This window comes from Psychrobacter sp. DM8, from assembly GCF_051307025.1.
Taxonomy (GTDB): domain Bacteria; phylum Pseudomonadota; class Gammaproteobacteria; order Pseudomonadales; family Moraxellaceae; genus Psychrobacter.
Map to the genome: position 1 here is coordinate 791,898 of NZ_CP195538.1, position 19,355 is coordinate 811,252.

Annotated in this window: 17 protein-coding genes; 12 read left to right on the top strand and 5 right to left on the bottom strand. The window is 45.7% G+C overall.

Features of this window, described 5'->3' with window-relative positions; translation table 11 throughout:
- Window positions 1–25: 25 nt before the first annotated feature.
- The 3 genes from ACR64J_RS03520 to ACR64J_RS03530 are packed head-to-tail and all read left to right on the top strand — an operon-like array spanning window position 26 to window position 4,605.
- Window positions 26–2,596 carry an alpha/beta fold hydrolase gene (locus ACR64J_RS03520; RefSeq protein ID WP_435950442.1) on the top strand — a complete coding sequence of 857 codons (2,571 nt, stop codon included), beginning with the start codon at window positions 26–28 and terminating at the stop codon, window positions 2,594–2,596.
- Complete coding sequence (locus tag ACR64J_RS03525) at window positions 2,589–3,818, top strand: patatin-like phospholipase family protein (RefSeq protein WP_435950443.1); 1,230 nt, start codon at window positions 2,589–2,591, stop codon at window positions 3,816–3,818. The genes ACR64J_RS03520 and ACR64J_RS03525 overlap by 8 nt, the downstream gene beginning before the upstream one ends.
- Entirely contained in the window at window positions 3,799–4,605 is an 807-nt protein-coding gene (locus tag ACR64J_RS03530; RefSeq protein WP_435950444.1) for an SDR family NAD(P)-dependent oxidoreductase, read from the top strand. Before ACR64J_RS03525 ends, ACR64J_RS03530 begins: the two co-directional genes overlap by 20 nt.
- Before the next feature lie 33 nt (window positions 4,606–4,638).
- On the opposite strand, the gene ACR64J_RS03535 is transcribed toward ACR64J_RS03530, so the two are convergent.
- From ACR64J_RS03535 to nadA, 3 genes are all read right to left on the bottom strand, one after another.
- Window positions 4,639–5,562: a phosphatidate cytidylyltransferase gene (locus tag ACR64J_RS03535; protein ID WP_435950445.1), complete on the bottom strand. Its 924-nt coding sequence runs from the start codon at window positions 5,560–5,562 to the stop codon at window positions 4,639–4,641.
- 75 nt (window positions 5,563–5,637) lie between these two features.
- On the bottom strand, window positions 5,638–7,461 hold the full coding sequence (gene nadB, locus ACR64J_RS03540) for an L-aspartate oxidase (RefSeq protein WP_435950446.1): 1,824 nt from the start codon (window positions 7,459–7,461) through the stop codon (window positions 5,638–5,640).
- 1 nt (window position 7,462) lies between these two features.
- On the bottom strand, window positions 7,463–8,602 hold the full coding sequence (gene nadA, locus ACR64J_RS03545; RefSeq protein ID WP_435950447.1) for a quinolinate synthase NadA: 1,140 nt from the start codon (window positions 8,600–8,602) through the stop codon (window positions 7,463–7,465).
- 263 nt (window positions 8,603–8,865) lie between these two features.
- On the opposite strand from nadA, the gene ACR64J_RS03550 reads away from it, so the two are divergent.
- The 4 genes from ACR64J_RS03550 (at window position 8,866) to ACR64J_RS03565 (ending at window position 13,434) form a co-directional block, all read left to right on the top strand.
- A complete protein-coding gene (locus tag ACR64J_RS03550) occupies window positions 8,866–9,888 on the top strand; it encodes an NUDIX hydrolase (RefSeq protein ID WP_435950448.1) in 1,023 nt (340 codons plus the stop codon).
- Between the two features lie 138 nt (window positions 9,889–10,026).
- On the top strand, window positions 10,027–10,887 hold the full coding sequence (nadC, locus tag ACR64J_RS03555; protein ID WP_435950449.1) for a carboxylating nicotinate-nucleotide diphosphorylase: 861 nt from the start codon (window positions 10,027–10,029) through the stop codon (window positions 10,885–10,887).
- Window positions 10,888–11,242: 355 nt separating this feature from the next.
- Complete coding sequence (locus ACR64J_RS03560; RefSeq protein ID WP_317200258.1) at window positions 11,243–11,884, top strand: MarC family protein; 642 nt, start codon at window positions 11,243–11,245, stop codon at window positions 11,882–11,884.
- A 167-nt stretch (window positions 11,885–12,051) separates the two neighbouring features.
- Complete coding sequence (locus ACR64J_RS03565; protein ID WP_435950450.1) at window positions 12,052–13,434, top strand: NAD(P)-binding domain-containing protein; 1,383 nt, start codon at window positions 12,052–12,054, stop codon at window positions 13,432–13,434.
- A gap of 85 nt (window positions 13,435–13,519) precedes the next feature.
- Here ACR64J_RS03565 and ACR64J_RS03570 read toward each other — a convergent pair whose 3' ends face one another.
- On the bottom strand, window positions 13,520–14,122 hold the full coding sequence (locus tag ACR64J_RS03570; RefSeq protein WP_435950451.1) for a LysE/ArgO family amino acid transporter: 603 nt from the start codon (window positions 14,120–14,122) through the stop codon (window positions 13,520–13,522).
- A 199-nt stretch (window positions 14,123–14,321) separates the two neighbouring features.
- Between ACR64J_RS03570 and ACR64J_RS03575 the strand changes: the two genes are divergently transcribed.
- Genes ACR64J_RS03575 through ACR64J_RS03585 form a run of 3 tightly spaced genes read left to right on the top strand, consistent with a single transcriptional unit; the run spans window position 14,322 to window position 16,292 of the window.
- Complete coding sequence (locus ACR64J_RS03575) at window positions 14,322–15,053, top strand: hypothetical protein (protein WP_435950452.1); 732 nt, start codon at window positions 14,322–14,324, stop codon at window positions 15,051–15,053.
- 30 nt (window positions 15,054–15,083) lie between these two features.
- Window positions 15,084–15,707, top strand: a complete 624-nt coding sequence (locus tag ACR64J_RS03580) for a hypothetical protein (protein ID WP_435950453.1) — start codon at window positions 15,084–15,086, stop codon at window positions 15,705–15,707.
- Window positions 15,708–15,734: 27 nt separating this feature from the next.
- Entirely contained in the window at window positions 15,735–16,292 is a 558-nt protein-coding gene (locus ACR64J_RS03585; RefSeq protein WP_435950454.1) for a hypothetical protein, read from the top strand.
- 110 nt (window positions 16,293–16,402) lie between these two features.
- Here ACR64J_RS03585 and rluB read toward each other — a convergent pair whose 3' ends face one another.
- Window positions 16,403–17,347, bottom strand: a complete 945-nt coding sequence (gene rluB / locus ACR64J_RS03590) for a 23S rRNA pseudouridine(2605) synthase RluB (RefSeq protein ID WP_435950455.1) — start codon at window positions 17,345–17,347, stop codon at window positions 16,403–16,405.
- A 399-nt stretch (window positions 17,348–17,746) separates the two neighbouring features.
- Between rluB and ACR64J_RS03595 the strand changes: the two genes are divergently transcribed.
- Together ACR64J_RS03595 and ACR64J_RS03600 are read left to right on the top strand one after the other, a co-directional pair.
- On the top strand, window positions 17,747–18,838 hold the full coding sequence (locus ACR64J_RS03595) for a polysaccharide biosynthesis/export family protein (protein WP_435950456.1): 1,092 nt from the start codon (window positions 17,747–17,749) through the stop codon (window positions 18,836–18,838).
- 27 nt (window positions 18,839–18,865) lie between these two features.
- The gene (locus ACR64J_RS03600) at window positions 18,866–19,297 is read left to right on the top strand and encodes a low molecular weight protein-tyrosine-phosphatase (RefSeq protein ID WP_435950457.1); all 432 of its coding nucleotides are present in this window, start codon (window positions 18,866–18,868) and stop codon (window positions 19,295–19,297) included.
- Window positions 19,298–19,355 lie beyond the last annotated feature (58 nt).

A 19,355-nucleotide genomic window follows, 5' to 3' on the forward strand; every position in this document is an offset into this window, starting at 1 on the left:
CTTACTGTATTTAGCGCGCCTTTTCATGTCTCTTTACCAGCTCAAAACTCGCTTTCAAGATCAGTTGCGTCCGCTAAGCAATGCGCTCGTTGCACATCAATACACTGCCAATCAAGTGACTGTATCCGCTGCTGTTATGAGTGTAGGCACCGCTGTCATAGTGGCAAAACCTGCGCAACATTATCCTAAACTATGGTTGTTATTGCCGTCATCGCTGTTTGTGCGTATGGCGCTCAACGCCATTGATGGGATGATGGCGCGCGAGCATGGGCAGGCATCCCAGCTTGGCTCCGTGCTCAATGAAGTGGGTGATATCGTTGCCGACACCGCATTGCTGGCAAGCCTTGCCCCTTATATCGATAAAAAATACGCAGACAGCGCTTACTCTAATCAGCATCATATCAGCCGTTTTATCGCCTTGAGTATCAGCACAGAGCTACTGGCGATAATAAGTCATACCGTATTTGCTGTCCGAGCCAATCAAGGGCCTTTGGGCAAAAGCGATCGCGCCTTTGTATTGGGCACGCTTGGCGCGGTTATGGGTAGCACTATCCCTAAGTCGCTGTCCTTATCACAAGCAAGGATAGGACAAGTGTCACTAATTATAGAGGCGCTGCTTCTCAAGACGTGTCTTAATCGTTTGCGCTTTATGGCGAATCTATACCTTATGCATAATCCGCCTGTTCTTCGATCCGTCCTTCATTCACAGTCTCATTTATCTTCTTCTACCTCTTTGGAGCATAGCGATATGTCAGCTATACCGACCACAGTCAATACTGATTTAGATCAGCCAAATACTATAGAAAACGAAAGTAGAATAGAAGGTGAGAGCTGCTACAACGCTTATGACGGTACGGCGATTTATTATCGCTATTGGCTCACTACGGATATCGAGCAGTTAAAAGATAGCGACCAGCCGAAGCGGCAAGTGATTTTGTTGCATAGAGGTCATGAGCACTCTGGACGACTAAAAGAGCTGGGCGTGCGCTTTGTGGATGCAGGCTATCAGGTATTCGCTTGGGATGCGCGCGGTAATGGGCGCTCAGGCGGTATCAAAGACCATGCCGACAGCGTCACAGAGCTTGAGCGGGATTTGAATGATTTTGTGCAACTCGTTACCCGGCAGACAGGTATCGCCATCGAGGATACTTTGATAGTCGCTAGTAGTATCGGTGCAGTATTAGCGGCCGCTTGGGTACATGATTATGCGCCCAACATTCGCGGTATGATACTAGGCACGCCTGCGCTAAAGATTCGCTTGTATATTCCCTTTGCCATACCGTCGCTCAAGGTAGCGCGCACGCTTGGGCTCATGTCACGCGTGAGTAGTTATGTTAAAGCTCAGGTACTCACTCATGATAAAGACGCGCAAGAGGCCTATAATGCTGATCCGCTGATCTCAAATAGTATCTCAACTGACTTACTGATCGACACCCACGCGACAGGTCAGCGGCTGCTCGATGATGCAGGCGCAATTACGGTTCCGACCTTTGTGCTCTGCGCCGGTAAGGATTATGTGGTTGATAAGCAAGCAGAACGCCAATTTTATGAGGCTATCAACACGCCTATTAAGCACTGGCAGTTATATCCAGACAGTTATCACGCGATCTTTCATGAGACCAATAAAGCCGATGTCTTTGCCGACTGTATCGAGTTTGCAGGGCGCATCTTTGATACGCCCATGCCAGCACCTGATTTGCGTATGGCGCACTTAGATAGCGCTAGTAAAGATAAAGTCGATCGCCTAGCGATTAAGCCGTTTAACCCAAGCTTTGCTATCACCCGTTTTGCGATGCAAAAATTCGGTCATGTCAGCGACGCTATCGCCACAGGGCTTGAGCATGGGTTTGACTCAGGGCATTCGCTCGATCATGTCTATTACAATCAGCCTAGTGGTCGCAATAAGTTCGGTCAGGCAATTGATAAGTTTTATCTCAATAACATCGGCTGGCAAGGCATTCGTATACGCCGCATGCATATTTTAGAGCTGGCACGTCAGGCGCTAGCAGAAATCAAAAAGGCTAATGAGCAAAAAAGCGGATATCAGCCCAGACTATTAGACATTGCAAGTGGTCATGGTTTTTATGCTTTTGATTTGTTGACTGAGTTTGATGATTTACAAGCCGAACTGCGTGATTATGAGAGGCATAATATTCAAGCGCTACAAAACAAAGCGCTGCGCTTAGAGCTGGCTGATCGTGTCAACACGGTACAAAAAGACGCCTTTGATCCTGCTAGTTATTTACATTTAAAAGCTAATGATGCCATATTCGATATCGCTATTGCTTCAGGAGTGTTTGAGCTGTTCTCTGATAATGCGCTGCCAGCGACAGCGCTTGCAGGTATCTTTGAGAGTCTAAAGTCTGGCGGCTACCTGATATATACCAATCAGCCATGGCACCCTGAACAAGAACTCATTAGTAAAACCTTGAACAATCACCGAGGGAGTAGTTGGGTCATGCGCTGCCGCTCGCAGGCCGAGATGGATCAACTGGTTGTTGATGCAGGCTTTAAAAAAGTCGCTATGCGTATTGACCGCTTTGGCATCTTTACCGTGTCACTCGCTATTAAGCCTATGCTAAACAGCGATGAATAATACAACCGCCTCGCCTTACGAGCGCGTCCAGCTATTTTCAGGAGGCGGGTCGCGGTTTGGCTATTATTTGGGGAGTTATGCCGCGCTCGTTGCACACGATTTGCGGCCCGATCTCATCATTGGTACTTGCGGCGGCAGCTTGTCGGCTTATCTGGTGCAGCTTGCTCCTGATCCTAGCGATTTGCAGCAACTGATGCGTAGCCGTGAGCTATACAAGGTCATCCGTGCGATCAGACATGTTGCCCCTTATGAGGCAAGCACACGTCAAAAACTACGCTATATCAGCAGTGCTATCAAGCGTTGGCGCTTGTCTGTTAGTAGTACGCGCCATAAGCACGCTCAAAGCCAAGACAGTTATCAGTACTTACTAGACGAGCTACAATATTTAGCCATGTTTCGTATTGATAGTGAAGGGCAGTGGCTAGATGAATTATCTGCTTTTGGCTCTAATTATGAGTGCAATACGAGTAGCATAAATAAGTCACCAGAGATTGCCATTATCGCCAGTCGTTTGCGCCAGACGTCGGCAGCAGATTTTGGTGATAATGCTGCTAGTATGCTAGCCGCAGACTTTCAGCTTCAAGAATTGTTATTCGCGCCAAAGCGTTTAAATCGTTCCAGCTTTAATAGTCATTTACTAGACCAAGAAGATCTCGTTAGACATAACTTTAACGCGCCTACGTATTCTTTTGCCAATGGACGTATACAACAATCGGTGCAGATGCTGACTGAGTGGGATATGACTTCTGCGGTACGCGCTTCGATGGCAGATATGTACTATCTACCGCCAACGCATATAGACGATCTAGGCTGGTGTTTGGGCGGGGTGATTAATCTGACGCCTATTGAGCTGGCTTGTCAATTAGGCAGTACGGTATTTGCAGAAACCAAAGCCAGCTATGATCCTTATCTTGCCGCGCCTGCAATCAAGCGCGTGTTTGGCTTTGATCCCAATCAGCGACTGGCTCAGGTGCACAATTATAAGACGTCATCTATGCCTAAGCCTCACCATCAGGCGCAGATACATTGGCTGCCTTTTGCTGACAATGATCAGCAACTGGCGGGGCAAAATGTACAAAAACGCTTTAGCCTTAGGCAAATGACCGTCGAGCTGATTCATAGCGATTATGATGGCTTTATACAGCAGATGGACGCCCAGTGGCAGTATGGCTATCAGCGCACCGTGGATTATATACGCATAAATGCAAAACATACCTTCTAATACGCCTAAGCATCTTATAGTAATAGGCGGCACCAGCGGTTTAGGCTTAGCACTAGCCTTGCATCATCTACAGCTTGGCTGGCAGGTCAACGTCGTTGGACATAGTCTTGCTAAAATTGCTCATATCAACAGCGTTTATCCTCAGATCACTACTTATCTTTGTGATTTGACAGATTTTAATGAGCGCCAACACCTGCTTGATAAGCTACTAAAAAATCGTTTTGATCGGCTGATTTATAGCGCGGGCAGTTATACCAATGAGCGCGTTCATACTCTAAACCAAACAGAGAGCACGCAGATGCTCGCGATTAATTTGCAAGCGTTTGAGCATGTTTTTATGAGGGCAAGTGAGGTACTCAAATGCCAAAACCTACAGCAGTTGGACAAGGCTAAAGGCGTCAAGCCAAGTCTAATTTGTATTGCTTCTATCGCAGGGACGCTCGATTATCCTTATGCCAGTCTCTACGCCAAGAGCAAGCGGGCGATGATAGCGACGGCGAGCGCTTATCGCATTGCGCTTATGCCTTTTAATATTCAGGTCAATTGCATCGCGTCAGGGTATATCGACACCCAAACCTTGCGCGATCTAAATGGTGGTGATGCCAGTCATAAGCCCTTTATTATGAGCCTAGATCAGGCGGTGAGTCATACCATGCAAGCGATTAACGATGATGTAGCGCTCGCGATATTTCCATGGCCTATGCGTTATATTGTAAAGCTGTTAAATAAGCTGCCTAAACCTATGCTAAATTGGCTATTACGAAGTCAGCTGGATAAACCTTCTTGATTTTACATTGAAGTTGTCTATTGATCATTCGCGTTAGCCAAACCACCAATAAAACAAGGTAAATATCGGCACGCCAATGAGCAAACTATCTATCCTATCGAGCACGCCGCCGTGGCCTGCCAGCATAGTGCCTGTATCTTTGACCCCATGCTGACGCTTAAACGCCGACTCTAGCAGATCTCCTGCGATACCGCTTACCGCCAGTCCGTAAGCGGCAAGCAAACACAGCCACCAGCTAAAAGGCGTTAGCCAAACGCCTAATAGTGATGCCAAAAGCGCTGCTAGCAGACTACCAAAAAACGCGCCTTCGATACTTTTATTTGGGCTAATTCTAGGTGCAAGACCACGTTTAAAGAACCTGTCTTTAAATAGCTTACTACATAGAAACTGAGCAATATCGTTGAATTGACTAGCAAATAAAACAAATAATAAGACGCCGTACTGCTCGCGGTGCCAAGTCAGCTGTTGTAAAAATATGAGACTAATAATTAAGGTAATAAAGGCAAAACTAAAAAAGCTATCTAGTACATTAAGATACAGATAAGGCTTAACGGGGCTTGCTGTATTAGCGTTATTTGTCGTTAGCATATGCTTTTGCGCAAAGGGCAGTGCTAAAGTATTGGGTTGCAATCCGCGCGCTTGCAATTTGGTGATAAGCCGCGCTTTACTTTCAGAGCGCCACAAACGGCTAATCTCATAACTACCGCGTAAACCAATGGCGATAAAAAAGGCGACCAATAGCCATTGATAAGGGTGTTCGGCGTTAAAGACTTGATCATTTGTGTTGATTTTGGCGACCACATAACATAAGCATAGAGCGGCTAGCATCCACCACCAAGAGCGTGCAATCAAGTAGATAGTTGGCAAGCGAGTACGCAGCTTGGGCACAGCAAGCGACCCCCAAGCCAAACTGACGACTGTCATAAGCCCGATGACGAACCAAGTATCCGTTGCCATACGCTGCGCATTCCAAGGGTAAGTTAAGCGTGCAATCTTTTTGTAGACTTATAGCATAACAAGGTTTGTATGAACTTAGCTAGCAGCTAAGACAAATGTTTGTTTGTCTGAGTCATATAGTGCTGTCGACTCACTACTTTGGGATTTAGTGGTCTTTGTAAGCGCTGCAATGACGCTGGTCTTTGCCTTTAGGGCTAGGTGCGGATAGTCACTGCGATAATGACCACCGCGACTCTCATAGCGCTGATAAGCGGACTCTATAATCAAAGTGGCTAATTGCAATTGTCTGCTGAGTTGAAAATGCGCCAGCTCAGACGTTGTCATTGCGCTATCTGTATTGACCTCACTTTGATTTACTGGCAAAGACTTTAATATTTGCTGCCACTTGGCGATTTGTACCAGTGCTTGTTCCAGTTTTGACGCGCTGCGAGTAATGCCCATATGCGTACTCATTAGGGTCTTTAGCTCATTGGTTATCATATTAATATCAGTATCTTTAGCGCTAGTATTTCTATGAACAACGATGCTGTCAATACCAGTGTTTGCAACCTTTAGGGTGATGACTTGCGTGTCGGTCAAGACAGGCGGCGTCCAGAGCGTACGCTCAAAACTGTTAGAAGATGCGGATATTTGGTTTAGATAACGCGGTAAGTCAGTGGCGATATTACGACCGACGACCACGCATTCTAATAGTGAGTTGCTGGCCAGACGATTAGCGCCATGCAAGCCTGTATAAGCGACTTCGCCTGCGGCGTAGAGTCCAGGTACATCCGTCATGCCGCGCGCATCAGTGACCACGCCGCCGCAGCTATAGTGCGCAGTCGGTGCGACGGGTATAGGGTCAGTGGTCATATCGATACCGAGATCCAGCAGAGTTTGATAGATCTGCGGAAAGTGACCTTTGATAAATTTACTTGGTAAATGACTGATATCAAGGTGCACGTAGCCCAAACCATTATTGCTAATTTGTTCCGCTATCGCTCGCGCTACGATATCACGCGGCGCAAGCTCAGCGCGCGCGTCAATCTCTAACATAAAGCGTTTGCCCGTCTGCGGACAATACAGATGAGCGCCTTCACCGCGCAGCGCCTCTGAGATCAAAAAGCTACTATCGCTCAGTGCAAGACCTGTCGGATGAAACTGGATGAATTCCAAGTTAGCCAAGCGGCATCCTGCTTGCCATGCCATCATCACCCCATCACCGACGCAGACATTGGGCGCGCTGGCGCGTTTGAACAGTTGCCCCAAGCCGCCACTAGCGAGTACCACAGCGCGACTATAAAAGGTAATCTTGCGCGCGCTGATGTGGTCAAACACTTGCGCTCCGTAGCAGGATTTAAGCCCAGTGTCTTGAGTTAACAGGCTTAGTGCTTCATGAAAGGGTAAGATAGTGATATTGGTCGCGCTTTGCGCCTTAAGCGTCAAGGTCTTCATAATATGCCGACCAGTGGCGTCATCAGCGTGAGCCACGCGGCGGCGACCATGACCGCCTTCTTGGGTTAAATGTAGATCTGTCGTTTGAAGTTTGTTTTTTGACTGAATATGTTGCTTGGAAGTTTGAGTAAAAGGGACACCTTGCTCGCATAACCATTGCACAGCCGATTGTCCAGCGCCCAAGATATCCGTTGTGTTATCGGTTGTACAGAGTCCAGCACCTGCAATAAGAGTATCACTGACATGATCAGTGATAGAATCCTCTTTATCCAAGCTTGCCGCTATGCCGCCCTGTGCATAATGACTCGAGCAGACTTCAAGCGCCGCTTTACTCAGTACCGTGACACTTAGCGATTTTGGCAAAGCCAAAGCCGTGCTGAGGCCAGCCAAACCTGCCCCGATGATGAGGACATCAGTTTGTCTAACATTAGCCATACTTCTATCAGCGCTTGGTAGATCACTCATATTAAGCGGCTCCCACGTTAGCGAAGAGGGCGCGGTCTTTGACAATATCACCGCTGGCAGTGACGCGCTGCTTTTGCGATTCAGCGAAATCTAACATACGCTGTAATGGCTTTTTGGCAGCGACTGCTAGCTGTTGTGACATCAGTACTTCACCGCTTTGATCCGTCAAACAGCGCTCGATGCCTTGCAAGCCATTCATCGCCATCCATGGGCAAAATGCGCAGCTCTTACAGCTGGCGCTTTCCCCTGCCGTTGGTGCAGCCAAAAAGCGCTTATTCGGTGAGCGTTTTTGCATCTCATGCAAGATACCTAAGTCAGTGGCGACAATAAAGGTATCGGCGTCCATCTCGTAGGTGGATTTGAGTAATTTACTAGTTGAGCCAACCACATCAGCCAGAGCCACCACGCTATCAGGTGATTCAGGATGTACCAGCACTTTTGCCTCAGGATGCTCAGCCCTTAATTGCATCAGCTCAGTGGCTTTAAACTCGTTATGCACCAGGCAAGAGCCTTGCCAAAGTAGCATGTCTGCGCCTGTCTCTTGCGCGATGTATTTACCCAGATGGCGATCAGGACCCCAGATTATCTTTTCACCTTTATCATGAAGATGGCGGATGATATCGATACCGACAGAGGAGGTCACCACCCAATCCGCTCGCGCCTTGACCGCTGCACTGGTGTTGGCGTAGACGACGACGGTGCGATCAGGATGAGCATCACAAAACGCTGAGAATTCATCAGCAGGGCAGCCCAAATCAAGTGAGCACTCTGCCTCTAGATCCGCCATCAGCACCGTCTTTTCCATGCTGAGAATCTTGGCAGACTCGCCCATGAAGCGTACCCCTGCAACGACTAACGTCTGCGCACTATGCGCCTGACCGAAGCGTGCCATCTCAAGCGAGTCACCGACGCAGCCGCCTGTCGCTAGTGCTAAGTCTTGAATAAAAGGATCAACATAATAATGCGCGACCAGTACCGCGTTGTGCTCTTTTAAAAGCTGTCTGATATTGTTTTCTACAGCTAAGCGCTCAGTACGTGGCAGTTCTGCTGGAAGTTTTGCTTTGGCATATTCAATCTTAGTCTGAATAGTACTGCTATTATCAGAACTTAAGATAGGCGCGTCATAGGGATAGATTTTCATAGGTTATGGTCTCTGTTATGACAATAATAAGAGTTACTGGCTAATATTGATTTTTAATAAGAGCTATTTGTTGATGTATTCTAATTATGCTCATTTTGAGCATAAATACAAGTTGTTTTTGTCAATTAGCAGAATTTATCCTGACCATTATCTTTAAATTGCCATATTGACTATGATATTAAGACAATCTCGCTATACTAGACGCTATTGTCCATTGAACTCTGCATTATCATCTTTCACTAAAATAGGTGACACTTAATATTATGACGTTGTCTTATTCCCATGCGCATCAAGAAGGCAGTGGTACTACCGAAGTCGTGGCGGTACTGATTGCCATTACCGATCATATTGCGCGTGTTTTGACGGTTGATCGAGGTAAACTGTTGCCCAACGGCCCTTTAATGCCGCTACATCGCTCCCTGCAGGCAGGCGTACGTGAGTGGGTTGAGGAACAAACCCAGCAGCCACTTGGCTACATCGAACAGCTATATACCTTTGTAGATACCAATAGGCGTAACGCTGACGGGCACGCACTGGTTTATGTCAGCTACCTTGGACTGGTGCAAGAGACGCAGGCTCAGCTGCAAAGTCAAGCGCAGTGGCGAGATTGGTACGAGTACTTTCCATGGGAAAATCACCTAACTGGTGTTCCTGATATTATCGAGCGTTTGATCGTACCTGAGCTACTCGCTTGGGCAGATACCGCGAGCGATGCTGCTGCCGTATCCCGTCGTCGGCAGCGTATAGGGTTGTGTTGGGGTGTGGGCGTTAGTCTCGTTGATAATAAAAGCATTGATAAGCAGAGCGTGAATAAAGACTATGCCGATAGTGACTGGGTCGCAGAGCATGCTCTGCTACGCTATGAGATGCTTTATGAAGCAGGTCTTATTCCTGAAGCGCCGACTTATCCTGCCAGCTATCTGGATAGTAAACTGCCAAACGAGTGGTCAAAAGTCATGGGCGTGCCAATGTATTACGATCATCGCCGCGTGATCGCAACCGCCATTTCTAGGCTGCGCGCTAAGATAGAGTACCAGCCGCTTATCTTTGGTCTCACACCTGATGTGTTTACCTTATCTGAGCTCCAAAAAAGTGTCGAAGCGCTCTCTGGCACGGCGCTACATAAGCAAAACTTTCGCCGCTTACTAGATACTCAAAACCTTGTGATGCCAACGGGCGAGAGCAGTAGTGCTAGCCGTGGTCGCCCCGCCAAGCTCTACCGTTTTCGTCACGATATCGAACTGCAAAGCTTGCTTATGGATAGCAAATTACCTAAGCGTAAATAGGGAATACTAACCATTCATCTAGCAATTTTTTTAAATAACTAAGCAATCAATCTTGCCAGTCTGGCGTCTTTACGCTATATTTATGCTCATTTTGATTTTAAATAGACTTTTACGATAAATTTTTAAAAGGCAAAATAGATGAGTATATCAGCAGAGCCTGCACTAGATGACGTATTACTTATTCCTTTGGTTGAGGCAGCCCTTAGTGAAGATTTGGGACGTCGCGGCGATGTCACCTCCCAAGCGACCATCCCAGCGAACAAGCAAGCACAACTGCAGATTAAAGCGCGGCAAGCTGGGGTGATATGCGGTATGGATCTGGCGCGGTTATCCTTTGCGATGATTGATGCTGATATTGAGTTTATAGCGCAGATAACAGATGGCGCGCGCGTAGCAGCAGGTACAGTACTGGCAACGGTACGCGGTAATGCTCGCCACCTATTGACCGCTGAGCGCACTGCTTTGAATTTTATGACTCATCTGAGTGGTATTGCCACCGCTACTCGCCACATTGTCGATAGCGTGGCAGCATATCCCGCCCAGATTACTTGCACTCGTAAAACCATTCCAGGATTACGTATCGTGCAAAAGTACGCGGTACGCTGCGGCGGCGGGCGTAATCACCGCTTAGGGCTTGATGATGCTATTTTGATCAAAGATAATCACATCGCTATTGCAGGAGATATCGCAACCGCTATCAAGCAGGCGCAAGATTTTGCAGGTCACCTGCTACCTATCGAGGTCGAGGTTGATACGATAGAGCAGCTAGAGCAGGCTTTGGACGCCGGCGCGCAGCTGGTGCTACTTGACAATATGTCACCTGAGATACTCACGCAAGCGGTTAGTATGTGTCAAGGCCGCGCCAAGACAGAAGCCTCAGGCGGTATCACGCCCGAGAGTGTACAAGCAGTTGCTAAGACGGGAGTTGATTTTATTGCGATGGGCTATTTGACTCACAGCACCACCGCGCTTGATATCGGACTTGATTTTAGCGCTTAGCTATTACTATAGTAATTCACTATAAAAACGATACAACGAGATGAAATTTTGTTTTGCGCAGCACCGAGCGGCGTAGGCACAGCACGCAAGAAAAACAAACTTTCATTGATCGACTTGATAGCTATGTATCTGATTTATTTGGGTATCTGATTTATTTGGATTCAACTATATCAACTATCAATTATCGAAAACTTACAGCTTATTAAATGAATGAGCGCTAGCCTAAGTTAATGATTTAATCACGGCTTGTACTTATGATATAATAGCGCTACTAAATACCTACTGGGTCACCGCTGCATACGCACGGTGGCCTTATTTTTTTGCTGAAGTTTTATGATAGATAAGTGAGCGCTCAGTGGATACTGAAATTATCAAAATCATCTTGGCTTTTGTGGTCTTGATCAACCCCTTTAGTGCTTTGACCCTATTTTTGGATCTAACTCGCGGCTACTCGATGATCAATCGACGTAAAGTGGCGCGTATCGCTTGCTTGACTATTTTTATTACCATTAGCTTTTTTACCGTCGCAGGGGAGTTGTTACTCAAAGCTCTTGGCATCTCTATCGGCTCGTTTCAGCTGGCAGGCGGGATATTGGTGTTTTTGATTGCCCTTAATATGATGAATGGCGACGGCAATCCGGTTAAGCCCGATCAAGAGAATTTTGACATCGAATACGATAAACACGCTGCACCAAGTACTGCCGCTGCCGTTGTACCGCTCGCTATTCCAATGATGATAGGGCCTGGCGGTATTTCAACCGTCATCATCTACTCCTCGCAAGTATCTGGTATTCTAAAGGTGTCTGCAGTATTGATTGCAGGTTTACTAATCAGCTTGTTCTGTTATCTTGCGCTTATGGCAGCAGGTCGTATCAGCCGCTTGCTTGGCGATACGGGTTTGAATATTATGAGCCGAATCATGGGCATGCTACTAGCAGCTGTCTCTATCGAGATTATCGTCAGCGGTCTACGTACTCTATTTCCAGACTTAATCTAAAACTCTAAGCTAATAATTTTTCATAAATATCATCAATAAACTTTTAATCATAAAGTTAAGCTTGTCTCAATACAGCCTTAACATTCATTACCAAAAGTGTCTGACTCAAACGGCAGAGATAGAAATATGTTATGATAGCGCTCCAATATTAATATTAGGAGTTAGTTTTGAGTAAGACAAAAATTGCTATTTTAGGGGCAGGTCCTAGTGGTTTGGCTCAATTGCGCGCGTTTGAAGCGGCTCGATTGGCAGGCGTCAAAGACTTACCTGAGATAGTATGTTATGAAAAACAAAATGCCATTGGCGGCATGTGGAACTACAACTGGCGTACCGGTCTAGATAGAAACGGTGAACCCGTTCACGGCAGTATGTATCGCTATCTATGGTCAAATGGTCCAAAAGAGTGCTTAGAGTTTGCCGATTATTCCTTTGAAGAGCACTTTGGTGAACCTATCCCGTCTTATCCGCCGCGTGAAGTCCTCAAAGACTACATCATGGGCCGTATCGACAAGCAAGACATTAATAAATACATCCGTTTTGAGTGCCCCGTACGTTGGGTAACTTTTGATGATGACACGCAAAAGTTCACCGTGACCGTGATGAATCACAAGTCAGGTGAGCAAGAAGTCGGAGAGTTCGATTACGTCGTGGTAGCGACAGGTCATTTCTCAACGCCGAACATGCCTTATTTTGAAGGGCTAGAGGTATTCCCAGGCCGCGTATTGCATGCTCATGACTTCCGCGATGCATTAGAATTTAAAGACGAAGACATTCTACTTATCGGTAGTAGCTACTCTGCCGAAGACATCGGTACGCAGTGCTATAAGTACGGCACCAAATCAGTTACTATCAGCTACCGCACACAAGCGCTAGGTTATGATTGGCCTGACGGTATTAGCGAGCGACCGCTGGTCACTCATTTTGAAGATGATGTCGCGCATTTCGCGGACGGTACCAGTAAGCGTTTTGACGCTATTATCATGTGCACAGGCTACTTGTTCCACTTCCCATTCTTGCCTGATGAGCTGCGTCTGCAAACGCATAACTGCTTGTATCCTGCCAACCTTTACAAGGGTATCTTTTGGCAGCCTAACCCTAAGCTTATCTATTTAGGGATGCAAGATCAGTACTTCACCTTTAATATGTTTGACGCGCAAGCGTGGTACGCCCGTGATGTAATGGTGGGTGATATTGAGCTGCCAGATCTTGAGACGCGACAAGCCGACGAGCAAAAGTGGTTAGCAACTTATGACAAAGCCGTCACCGTTAATGATTCTATTGAGTTTCAAGCCAATTACATTCGTGATTTGACCAACTCGACCGACTATCCAGAATTTGCGGTTGAAAAGCAGGGCGATATCCTAAAGCAGTGGCAAAAGGATAAAGTTGCTAATATCATGGGCTTTAGAGAAAAAGCGTATCGCTCAACGCTAACGGGTACGCTAGCGCCAGAGCTACCAGAGCCATGGTTAGATATTACTGATGATTCACTAGAGCATTTTTTGAATTTATCATTTGTAAAATCTAAAAAGATTAAAAAAGCGTCTTAAAACCAGCTTGTTAAAAAGACTGAGAAACCAAATATACTTAGTATGTTTGGTTTTTTTATTGTCTTAATTTTGCACGTTATTTTAGTTAGCTCTGGTATAAATGCCACGCCAAATAAAACATAAGTAAACCAACGAACGCGTCCAGTATATTCCACGCTTTTGGTTTGATAAATAAAGGTTGTAGTAGCCTCGCTCCATATCCGAGCGCAAAAAAGAATATAAAAGAGGCACTGACGGCGCCGAGTGCGAAGGTAAGCTTACTACTTGCGCCTGTTGAAACCATGCCAACGAGCACCAAGGTATCTAGGTAGACGTGCGGATTGAGCCAAGTAAATCCAAAGCACAGTAGCAGGGATTTTTTTAGGCTAGTCACCACCTGCCCCTCGACAGTCAAAGCATGAGAGACGCGCAAGCTTGCGTATAGACTCTGCAAACCGTACCCTAATAAGAACAGCACGCCTGCGATCTTGGCAATACTTACCACCTGCGGAAAGCGGGCGGTCACTGTGCTAAAACCCGCCACGCCAGCTGAGATAAGTAGCGCGTCACTCACCGCGCAGAATAGGCAGATATAAAAGATATGCTCGCGTTTGAGCCCTTGTTTGAGGACAAAAGCGTTTTGCGAGCCAATGGCAATGATGAGCGATAAGCCAAGCAAAAAACCAGAGAGATAATCAGGGGCGTTCATAGTAATTTGCTCAAGTAATCAGAGAGAAATGGTGACGTTTGCTTACTGGCAGCAGGGCAAAAAGCTGTTAAGATACGATATCAAGTCACGGCTTGCAAGCTATAAATCAATAAGCAAAACTGCCGCAAGCTTGGTTAAACGTTAGTATTAAAATAACAGGCGAGGAGTAGGGCCAGTCATGGTATTGAGTTTGGCAAGAATGCTACAGTCATTTGGACAAGAGCAAGATGACTTGCCGACTACGGCTGCCAAAAATGTCCAGCAGGCCGCTAGCATAGATAGTAAGACGCCAGTTCAAGAGCACTCGCAAAGCCTAGATGCGCAAACGCTGGTGTCGCCACTGCGTGAACCTGAACGCGTTGAGCGTATCTGTGATGCGCTAGCGCAAGTAAGCAACGTCGGCACACCAACGCCGCTCACTGATAGATATCTGGCAAGTCGTGCCAAATGGCGCTCGCCTAATCGACCTCCCTTTGATCCTGATACCTTATGGTATCTCAAACATGGACGCTGCCCGATTATGACTGAACTGGTTGAAGTGGTCGACGAAGCCACTCTAAATGCGATGCCGATTGAGGCAGTTGCTATTCTTGACCGTATCAATGGCAAGCTCAAACGCTACCGCGAGTGGAGCCAAGAGCTAAACGAGCAGCAACAGCAGCAGCACAATGAGCGTCAGTTTGTCATTGATAAGCTGGTCACTGAGAGTATTCCAGAGGCCTTATATCACTATGAGCAATTGCAGCGTTTTAGTCCGCACCGCACCAAGAACAACATAGCGCAGGGCAGTATGACGGCAGGGGATATGCTCACTGATTTATTCTTAGAGATCGATTATGAGCTTGATGAGCTATTAGATGAGCTCCATCAAACCGTGCTCAATCGCCTAGCGTCAACGCACCGTTATGTCAAAAGTCGTACGCAAAATTAATGACCATTAAAGCGATAAAAGGAAAAAGCCATGACCCAAGTGACCGCTATGTTTGTAATGTTTATCCTATACGGGGTACTACCAGCAGCGGGTATTTATCTGGGTTATCGCGGTATCAAAAAGCTTAGCGCGCCCAAAATGCTTGAATACGAGGCTATGCCGCAATTGGGTTATATTCCAGAAAAGAGCCTGCCAGACGATGTCAAAATAGCTTTGACTCAGATTAATACCAAGGGTGAAAAACTGTCTTTGATTTACGGCGATACCAATAATGATGGCAAAATAGATGACAAAGACACGGTGAATGAAACCTATATCATGATCCAAAACTTGATGGACAGACACATTCCGCAAGCGGTCGCTGATTATCGCCGTTTGCATGACTTAGACGGTGCGCGTGCCGATACCACAAAAATAAAAAACTCCAATGTCACTGGTAAAGAGGCCTTACTTGAGGTACTAGAAACGATCAATAGCCAATTCGATGATTTACTCAATGCGTCTTATCACCAAGACGGTCAAAAGCTACTGGTGACCAATCGCTATTTGCAACAGCGTTTTGATAATCCTACGCAAGACAATGATGTACAAGTGCTACAAACCACGCGTTTAGACAAGGAGCACGATAAAAGTACTCAGGACACCACTATCTAGTTGGTTATGAGTAAGAGGTAAACTAATATGAGTATTTTAATAGGTATAGGTGTCGCAGGTACAGTAGCTACCGTTTATATCGCTAGAAAGGGCTGGCACGCATTGCACAAAGCTGTGGGTATTACTCCAGGTGTGCTTACTTATCATGACTCGCAAACGCCAAGACTGCTCAATGACACAAGATGGCAGCAGCTTAATTTGAACAAAGAGCATTTAAGCTGCCTACCGAACAGTCAATTGCGCCAGCTACAACGTATTGATAATAAAGTAGTCAGCTATGATAACTATCAAAAGCAGATGCAAAAGCAAAATGTAACACCTGCGATTAGCGAATCACAATTTATTGTCAACAAGCTATTACAAACAAGACTGCCTGAAATGTTGGCGAGTTACTATCAGCTTATGACGATAGACGGTCATGCTAACACAAACCGTTATGAGAGACAGAGTGAAGCTAACGATCTATTACAGCAAGTGCTAGATAATATAGAGACGCGCTTAGATAACTTATTAGAGAGCGTAGAGCGACAGCATCTGCAAGATTTAAAAGTGATGAAGGGTTATATCGATAGTCAGAACATTTAAAGGTTTGTAGTTAAAAGAAAAAATAAAAAGCTGCCAATGATAATGATCACTGGCAGCTTTTGGTTTTTAGAAGACAAGAACTTATAAGATATAAATACTTAGCTTAAACACTAACGCTTGTCATTGCGATCACGAGTATTGCGCGCTCCATGGCTTGCAGGACTAGCGCTACTTTTAGACTTCTCGCTATTGCGGCTAGTACTACTACGATTATCACTATTTTTACGACTATCGCTACGACGCGCTTTTAGCGGCTTGTTTTTGATACGCTCTTGCTTGTCTTTTGCCGCACCATGGAGGCCTGTGCCGTAACGTGGACGCAAGCTGACCAAGTCAGTTAAAGTGTTGATATCTTTTTTGTCCAATTCGATATGACGACCTGTACGCAGCTCTTTGGGTAGATCGATACTACCGTAGCGCGTCCGCAGTAGACGGCTAACTTTAAGACCTTGCGACTCAAAAAGACGGCGAACTTCACGGTTACGGCCTTCTTTGAGTTGCACATGATACCACTTATTGACGCCTTCCCCGCCGCCCGCTTTGATGTCATCAAACTGCGCCATACCGTCCTCTAACATCACGCCCGAGGTCAGATTGCGAGCGATTTCTGGGGTGACTACACCGAGTATCCGCACCGCATATTCACGCGTGATCTCACTTGAGGGGTGCATCAAGCGATGCGCCATCTCGCCATCATTAGTGAATAGTAGCAGACCTGAAGAGTTAATATCTAAGCGACCTACCATGACCCAGCGGTCATGAGTTAGTTTAGGCAAACGCTCAAATACGGTCGGGCGACCCTCTGGATCGTTCGCTGAGCAAATCTCGCCCTCAGGCTTATAGTAAGCGATAACGCGGCGACGCTTTTCGTTCTCGCTGGTGTATTTGATTTGCCGACCATCAACGCGGATCTCATCGCCTGGGCTGACGCGATCGCCAATGGTCGCAGGGCCGTTATTGACTGTGACGCGCCCAGACTTGATAATTTCTTCCATCTGACGGCGTGAGCCAAGTCCCATACGGGCTAGCGCTTTTTGTAATTTTTCATCTTTCATAGTAATTCCTTGAGTCGGTTGGAGCTACATTTCTCAATGTAGTAGAGATAAATTATCAGCGGCTATTCTACGCTAAATACACTAATAGTGCAGCAGTATTATCGGCAACTAATTTGATAAATAGTCACTATCAAATGAATATCATGTTAAAAAACAGGTATGGAATGAAATATTTAAATGTAGCATTAATCTATTTAAAACAATATAATAAAAAACGAATATAATTGTAATTTTCAAGTGTAATTATACATAAGATTGAACGTTATTCGTTTAATATGTAAGCACTTATGTTATTATGGCTTTGTTTCTGACAGCGACAATTTGTTTTGACGATTAACCATAATAAACAAACACAGATTTTTCCATTGTTCACTTATTTAGTTTTTTAAGGGTCTTACTATGCTTCAATCCTCTAGGCTACTGGGCGCATCAAGTCTGCTATTTATCAGTTTGCTATCTGGTTGCGCAAGCACAACGATTAATTCAGGATTGCAGTCAGGTAGCTTGCCACCCGTTGGGAGTTTTACTGCTGACAATGGATTGCAGTTTAATATTCAGTCCCTTAATTTAGCGACCCTGCCAGCACCAAGAGTAGCGCAGCCGAATAATGACATTTACCAGCTTATAGCCAGTTCTACTAAGAAACAGTATCGTATAGCAACAGGCGATATTTTAAGTATCAATGTAGCTGGTTATCCAGACATAGCCTCAACAGGTTCTAGTCCTGCTGCCTCAGGATATCCTGTAGATCAACAAGGCTTTGTACAGTTTCCACTTATAGGACGTATAAAGGCATCAGGTTTAAGCGTACCACAGTTCACAGAAAATCTACGTGGTCAGCTACAGCGTTACCTTAAGTTTCCAGATCCGCAGGTTAAAATTGTAAATTACCGCGGCAATAAGTTTTTTATCGATGGTGAAGTCAGACAGCCTGGTGAGTTTGCTATTGATGATGCACCAGTATCTCTATATAGTGCTATCTCAATGGCGGGTGGAGCTACCCCAACAGGAGACTCTAACAGTATTGTACTTAACCGCAATGGTCGCAACTACAACATTGGCTTGCAAGATTTGCGTCAAATAGGCGCATCAGGTAATCAGATATATTTGCAAGATGGAGACTCTGTCCATGTGAATAGCCAAAGCCGTAATCAAGTCTATGTGTTAGGTGAGTTTGGTCAAGTTGAGCCTGTACCCATATTAGAACAAGGATTAAGCTTAGCTCAAGTTTTGGGAGAATCACAAGGTCTTAATTCCTTTACGGCCAATGCTGCCAAAATATATGTCGTTCGGGACAACCCAGGATACGGGCGTACTAACATTTATTATATAGATATGCGAAATTTAACTAATTTCGCCCTTGCAAACCGCTTTGAGATGCAACCGAACGATATTTTATATGTCGATCCAACTGGACTGACTCGTTGGAATCGTGTGCTTAGCTCAATATTACCTTCCACTTCAGCGATTAGAAGTTTTTCAAGCTTGTAAGTTTCAAAAGTATAGGTGTCTAGTGATATGGCGTTCGATAATATCTTAGTGGTTTGTGTGGGCAATATTTGCCGTAGTCCTATAGCAGAGGCACTATTAAAAGATCAGTTCCCACAAAAGCATATTGATTCTGCAGGTCTTGGAGCGCTCGTTGGTAATCCTGTAGATCCAAAATCGCAGCAAGTCATGACGCCATACAATATAGATATGTCAGACCATATTGCTAAGCAGATAGACGAGCATCTAGTGATGAAAGCAGATCTTATCTTTACCATGTCAGACAGTCAGACGAAGTGGATAGAGGAGCGCTGGCCGCATTGCCGCGGTAAGACCTTTAAGATAGGTCATTGGAACGACAAAGACATTGCTGACCCTTATCGTCATGATATCTCGTTATTTGAGACTGCAAGACAAGATATCGTAAGCGGTCTTGAGACTTGGACCGATAAAATTAGCTAAGTGATGCCGATAGATAATCAGCATACAACTATTAAACTTAAATGATGAACATACAGTT

Bases quoted from the DNA above. Each gene is read 5' to 3' on its own strand.
- nadB (WP_435950446.1), bottom strand. From the start codon at position 7,461: ATGAGTGATCTACCAAGCGCTGATAGAAGTATGGCTAATGTTAGACAA.
- ACR64J_RS03595 (WP_435950456.1), top strand. From the start codon at position 17,747: ATGCTTCAATCCTCTAGGCTACTGGGCGCATCAAGTCTGCTATTTATC.
- ACR64J_RS03570 (WP_435950451.1), bottom strand. From the start codon at position 14,122: ATGAACGCCCCTGATTATCTCTCTGGTTTTTTGCTTGGCTTATCGCTC.
- nadC (WP_435950449.1), top strand. From the start codon at position 10,027: ATGAGTATATCAGCAGAGCCTGCACTAGATGACGTATTACTTATTCCT.
- ACR64J_RS03580 (WP_435950453.1), top strand. From the start codon at position 15,084: ATGACCCAAGTGACCGCTATGTTTGTAATGTTTATCCTATACGGGGTA.
- ACR64J_RS03550 (WP_435950448.1), top strand. From the start codon at position 8,866: ATGACGTTGTCTTATTCCCATGCGCATCAAGAAGGCAGTGGTACTACC.
- ACR64J_RS03575 (WP_435950452.1), top strand. From the start codon at position 14,322: ATGCTACAGTCATTTGGACAAGAGCAAGATGACTTGCCGACTACGGCT.
- ACR64J_RS03520 (WP_435950442.1), top strand. From the start codon at position 26: ATGTCTCTTTACCAGCTCAAAACTCGCTTTCAAGATCAGTTGCGTCCG.
- ACR64J_RS03600 (WP_435950457.1), top strand. From the start codon at position 18,866: ATGGCGTTCGATAATATCTTAGTGGTTTGTGTGGGCAATATTTGCCGT.
- rluB (WP_435950455.1), bottom strand. From the start codon at position 17,347: ATGAAAGATGAAAAATTACAAAAAGCGCTAGCCCGTATGGGACTTGGC.
- ACR64J_RS03535 (WP_435950445.1), bottom strand. From the start codon at position 5,562: ATGGCAACGGATACTTGGTTCGTCATCGGGCTTATGACAGTCGTCAGT.
- ACR64J_RS03530 (WP_435950444.1), top strand. From the start codon at position 3,799: ATGCAAAACATACCTTCTAATACGCCTAAGCATCTTATAGTAATAGGC.
- nadA (WP_435950447.1), bottom strand. From the start codon at position 8,602: ATGAAAATCTATCCCTATGACGCGCCTATCTTAAGTTCTGATAATAGC.
- ACR64J_RS03585 (WP_435950454.1), top strand. From the start codon at position 15,735: ATGAGTATTTTAATAGGTATAGGTGTCGCAGGTACAGTAGCTACCGTT.
- ACR64J_RS03525 (WP_435950443.1), top strand. From the start codon at position 2,589: ATGAATAATACAACCGCCTCGCCTTACGAGCGCGTCCAGCTATTTTCA.